Origin of the sequence: Muribaculum sp. (assembly GCF_029051885.1) — a bacterium.
In the GTDB taxonomy this organism is placed as follows: domain Bacteria; phylum Bacteroidota; class Bacteroidia; order Bacteroidales; family Muribaculaceae; genus Muribaculum.
This window is the reverse complement of record NZ_JAIDKI010000068.1, coordinates 1-5,032: the sequence shown is the minus strand read 5'-3', so window position 1 is coordinate 5,032 and position 5,032 is coordinate 1. Positions and strand designations below refer to the sequence as shown.

At 52.1% G+C, this 5,032-nt stretch carries 6 protein-coding genes; all 6 read left to right on the top strand.

Going from position 1 to position 5,032, the window contains the following annotated elements:
• Positions 1–651, top strand: a 651-nt coding sequence (locus tag K2I50_RS02910; RefSeq protein ID WP_301024750.1) for a 4Fe-4S dicluster domain-containing protein, incomplete at its 5' end; no start/stop codon positions are given.
• Between the two features lie 9 nt (positions 652–660).
• Entirely contained in the window at positions 661–2,022 is a 1,362-nt protein-coding gene (rsxC, locus tag K2I50_RS02905; protein ID WP_301024748.1) for an electron transport complex subunit RsxC, read from the top strand.
• Between the two features lie 62 nt (positions 2,023–2,084).
• Positions 2,085–3,038: an RnfABCDGE type electron transport complex subunit D gene (locus K2I50_RS02900; protein WP_301024747.1), complete on the top strand. Its 954-nt coding sequence runs from the start codon at positions 2,085–2,087 to the stop codon at positions 3,036–3,038.
• A complete protein-coding gene (locus tag K2I50_RS02895; protein ID WP_301024746.1) occupies positions 3,035–3,709 on the top strand; it encodes an RnfABCDGE type electron transport complex subunit G in 675 nt (224 codons plus the stop codon). The genes K2I50_RS02900 and K2I50_RS02895 overlap by 4 nt, the downstream gene beginning before the upstream one ends.
• 3 nt (positions 3,710–3,712) lie before the next feature.
• A complete protein-coding gene (locus K2I50_RS02890) occupies positions 3,713–4,300 on the top strand; it encodes an RnfABCDGE type electron transport complex subunit E (protein ID WP_068960953.1) in 588 nt (195 codons plus the stop codon).
• A 2-nt stretch (positions 4,301–4,302) separates the two neighbouring features.
• The gene (locus tag K2I50_RS02885; RefSeq protein WP_301024744.1) at positions 4,303–4,884 is read left to right on the top strand and encodes an electron transport complex protein RnfA; all 582 of its coding nucleotides are present in this window, start codon (positions 4,303–4,305) and stop codon (positions 4,882–4,884) included.
• The last annotated feature ends 148 nt before the right edge of the window (positions 4,885–5,032 follow it).

Below are 5,032 nucleotides of genomic sequence, written 5' to 3'. Positions count from 1 at the left end.
CTCGGATATGGGTATCAGAGACAGAGCATTGCCAAGCCACAGGTAGCAGTGCTTAAATGTTATGGCACATGCGAGAACAGACCGGTGACCGCTCACTACGACGGTCCGGCATCGTGTGCCATGTTACACTCCACAGGCTCAGGTACCACATCATGTCCTTTCGGATGTCTGGGGTGCGGCGACTGTGTGAAAGCATGCCGCTTCGGCGCCATGCATATGGATCCTGTAACAGGATTGCCAGCCATCGACCCCGAAAAATGTACCGGATGCGGCGCGTGCACAAAAGCATGTCCGCGCCATATTATCGAACTACGCGACAAGGGGCCGCGTGGCATGCGCGTGTGGGTAGCCTGCTCCAACCGCGAGAAAGGAGCGGTAGCACGTAAAGAATGCAATGCAGCCTGCATCGGATGCGGCAAATGCATGAAAGCATGCCCCCACGATGCGGTGTTGGTTACCGACAATCTTGCATATATCGACTTCACCAAATGCAAGCTATGCCGCAAATGTGTGCTCGCATGCCCGACTGGCGCTATCCACGACGCAGGATTTCCCATATCCGCAGCCGACATGGCGGCTATTGCCGAACGCAAGCGCAAGGAGGCTGAAGCCAAAAAAGCAAAGGAAAGTAATGTTGAACCGAAAGAGTGATTAACACGTATGCGCACATTTCATATCGGTGGAGTGCATCCACCTGAAAATAAACTGACAGAATCAGCAAAAATTATAAATACCGAACTTCCCCGTGAAGTAACGCTGACTTTCGGACAGCACATCGGTGCACCGGCAAAATGTCTTGTAAAAAAAGGAGATTATGTCGACAGAGCTTCAGTCATCGCTGAAGCGTCCGGATTTGTATCGGCAAACGTACACACCCCCATTTCCGGCACAGTAACCAAAGTGGATCAGATAAAGATGCCCAACGGAATGCCATGTCCCGCCGTGACGATTGCAGCATCCGATGACGACCATGAGAAAGACCTCAAGGCAATCAACGACAGAACACCTCTGCGCAGCGACGACGAAATTGAAGCTCTTGACCCCAAAGCCATCATTGACATTGTCGACCATGCCGGAATTGTCGGACTTGGAGGAGCTACGTTCCCCACAAAAGTAAAGCTGTCCCCTCCCCCCGGAATGAAAGCCGACCTGGTAATCATCAACGCAGTAGAATGCGAGCCATATCTGACCAATGACCATGCCCTTATGCTCGAAGAGCCCGATGCGATACTCGCAGGGACAAAACTGCTGATGAAAGCCGCCGGAGTAGAACGCGCTATAATAGGCGTCGAGGCCAACAAGCAGAATGCCATAGACCTGCTGCGTCAGCGCATTGCCCATCTTGGCATAAATGGCATTTCCGTGACCGAACTGATGGTGAAATACCCTCAGGGAGGCGAGAAGCAGCTCATCGAAGCCATAACCGGCAAGGAAGTTCCGTCGGGCGCCCTGCCTATCGCTACCGGCGCGATAGTACAGAATGTGGCCACTGCCTATGCAATATATCAGGCCGTGCGATTCGGACAGCCTCTTATTGAGCGTGTAGTGACTGTTACCGGCCCATCAGTGCAACGTCCCGGCAACTATCGCACAGCAATCGGTGTACCTGTAGCCTCACTTATCCAACAGGCCGGAGGCGTACCCGACGACACCGGAAAAATAATCCTCGGAGGCCCAATGATGGGAAAAGCGATTGTCAACATCGACGCACCGACAACCAAAGGTGTGTCAGGCATACTGCTACTTCCTGAAAGCATGTCGCAACGCCCCCGCATCGAGCCATGCATAAGATGCGCACAATGTGCATTCGCATGCCCGATGGGGCTTGAGCCCTTCCTGCTCGCCACACTTTCAAGATTCAGCGAATGGGAGGAAGCCGAAAAAGAAAAGATTATGAACTGTGTCGAATGTGGATGCTGCAGCTACAGCTGCCCCTCGTCGCGACCCATACTTGACTTCATCAGGTTGGGGAAACAGACAGTAGGAGCCGCTATCCGTGCACGCCAAAGCCAGAAAAAGTAATCTCCACGGGTAAAACCGTCCATTGTCCCTATCAAACATTTTAGAACAGTCACTCAACAGCAATGAATCAATTATTAACCATATCGGCATCACCCCACCTGCACACAAAGCGGACGGTAGCGTCATGCATGTGGCATGTAGTCGTGGCCCTGCTCCCCGCACTTGCCGCCTCACTCTACTTCTTCGGTTTAGGAGCCGCTATTGTAGTGGTTACAGCAGTAGCCGGGTGTGTCGCTTTCGAATATATAATAAACCGCTGGATGTTTGGACGTCCCTCGACCATTTTGAATGGAAGCGCTGTGCTTACCGGACTCCTCCTTGCATTCAACCTGCCATCCAACCTGCCCGTATGGATTGTACTTATCGGGTGTCTCGTAGCAATCGGTATCGGCAAGATGTCATTTGGCGGACTGGGATGCAACATATGGAATCCGGCACTGGTAGGACGTGTGTTCCTTCTTATTTCTTTCCCGGTGCAGATGACCTCATGGCCTCTGCCTATTGTCAACAGATGGGCATATGCCGACGCAACCACAGGAGCCACCACCCTTGGAATGCTCAAATTGGGCGGCGACCCATCAACGGTGGATCTCTGGCAGAGCGCTACAGGCGCTATGGGAGGCTCACTTGGCGAAGTAAGCGCGATTGCGCTTGTAATCGGCGTGGTCTACCTTCTGATAATGCGCATAATCACCTGGCATATACCTGTAGCCATTATAGGGTCCGTAGCGTTGTTTACCCTCTGTATCGGCGGAAATATCGGTATCGAACTCCTGTCAGGAGGTCTCCTGCTTGGCGCCTTCTTCATGGCCACCGACTATGTCACATCACCGATGTCACGCAAAGGCATGCTCGTCTACGGCATAATGATTGGTATAATCACAATCATAATACGCCGCTGGGGAGCATATCCTGAAGGCATGTCGTTCGCCATACTGCTTATGAACAGTTTCGTACCGCTTATCAACCGATATATCAAACCCCGCAAGTTCGGAGAAAGGAGGTCGGAAAAATGAAAAAATTACCATCCAACTTACTGAATATGGTGCTGTCGCTCGGCATCATCACAATCGTGGCCTCCTCCCTGCTGGCATGGGTCAACAGCCTCACCGCAGGTCCTATTGAAGAAGCTCAGCAGAAGGAAGAGATTGAGGCAATCAAATCGGTGACACCGCCATTCGACAACAATCCCCGAAGCCAGGAATGGAAATGGATTCCCGACAACGACACCATACCGTTTATGGTATATCCTGCAATGGAGAATGGCAATCTGGTAGGAGCAGCCGTGAAAGGCTACACTAAAAACGGCTTCGGAGGTGAAATCCGTATCATGTACGGCTTCAGTACCGACGGCTCCGTCACCGGATATCAGGTGCTTTCCCACGCCGAGACCCCGGGCCTTGGCGCCAAGATGCAGGAATGGTTCAGAATGGATATCGGCAACCGCAGCGTAATAGGTAAAAATCCGTCCGCCACACCGATGTATGTCTCAAAGGATACAGGAGGCGCCATCGACGGCATTACCGCAGCGACAATCACATCACGTGCTTTTCTTGAGACTCTGCGCGACTGCTTCGCAGCATTCGAAGCCTATAAGACTGACCACGGATTCACTGCTACTCCATCCAATATTGCCGGCGACTGCACAACAGGAGCCACCACACACACATCATCTAAAAGCGAGTAAGACATGAATAAACTACGTATAATTTACAATGGTCTCATAGCCGAGAATCCGACTTTTGTGCTGCTTCTCGGCATGTGCCCTACCTTAGGCACTACAGGATCGGCGATGACAGGCATGTCGATGGGACTTGCCACAACCGGTGTGCTGATATGCTCCAACATAGCCATTTCGGCAATAAAGTCGCTTGTACCCGACAGAGTGCGTATCCCGGCATATATCGTCGTGATAGCCACATTCGTGACACTACTCCAGATGTTCATGGCGGCATACCTCCCGGAACTCAACGCCTCGCTCGGAATCTTCATTCCGCTTATTGTAGTAAACTGCATATTGCTCGGACGCGCCGAGGCATATGCGTCGAAACACACAGTATCCGACTCATGCTTCGACGGAATCGGTATCGGGCTCGGCTTTACCCTGGCGCTGACTCTTCTCGGAGCGGTACGCGAGATACTCGGTGTCGGCACCGTGTTCGGACTACGACTGTTCCCCGAGACCTTCGGCTCGCTGGTGTTTGTCCTCGCACCGGGCGCCTTCATCGCCCTCGGATTCCTTATCGCATTGATCAACTACATTAGAAACCGCTCCTGACCATGCTTACATACCTTTCGATAATCGTTACGGCGATATTCGTCAACAATATAGTTTTCGCACAGTTTTTAGGCATATGTCCCTTCCTCGGCGTATCAAAAAAACTGAGTTCTGCCGTAGGCATGGGTGCTGCGGTAATGTTTGTAATGACCCTTGCCACCTGTGTGACATGGCTCGTCCAGCACGGAATCCTTGAGCCATGGGGCCTCGGCTACATGCAGACAATCGTGTTTATTCTCGTTATCGCGGCATTGGTACAGATGCTCGAGATAATCATCAAGAAGATTGCCCCGGGACTATATCAGGCACTGGGTGTGTTTCTCCCGCTTATCACCACCAACTGTGCCGTACTTGGCGTAGCTATTCTGGTAATACAGAAAGGGATGAATCTCGGCGAATCCATAGTATATGCCGTGGCTACAGCTGTCGGCTTCACTCTCGCACTGGCTGTCTTCGCCGGCATCCGCGAACACCTTCGCCTTGTCGATGTACCCGCCCCTATGCGCGGCATCCCCATCGCACTGATATGTGCAGGAATGCTTGCCATGGCCTTCATGGGATTCTCCGGCATATCCATAGGATAAAAACCTACATCCGATAGATACAACTGTGCGGTATCAGCCCTATCACAGGGAAATACCGCACAGTTTTTTTTAGACCCCGTTCCCCAATATTTGTTAACGCTGGGGCGGTCAATCGTCGTGCAGATGTGTTCGCGCAGTGAGGGAGCAA

Excerpts from the sequence above, each read along its gene's own strand:
- rsxC (WP_301024748.1), top strand. The coding sequence starts at position 661 with ATGCGCACATTTCATATCGGTGGAGTGCATCCACCTGAAAATAAACTG.
- K2I50_RS02900 (WP_301024747.1), top strand. The coding sequence starts at position 2,085 with ATGAATCAATTATTAACCATATCGGCATCACCCCACCTGCACACAAAG.
- K2I50_RS02895 (WP_301024746.1), top strand. The coding sequence starts at position 3,035 with ATGAAAAAATTACCATCCAACTTACTGAATATGGTGCTGTCGCTCGGC.
- K2I50_RS02890 (WP_068960953.1), top strand. The coding sequence starts at position 3,713 with ATGAATAAACTACGTATAATTTACAATGGTCTCATAGCCGAGAATCCG.
- K2I50_RS02885 (WP_301024744.1), top strand. The coding sequence starts at position 4,303 with ATGCTTACATACCTTTCGATAATCGTTACGGCGATATTCGTCAACAAT.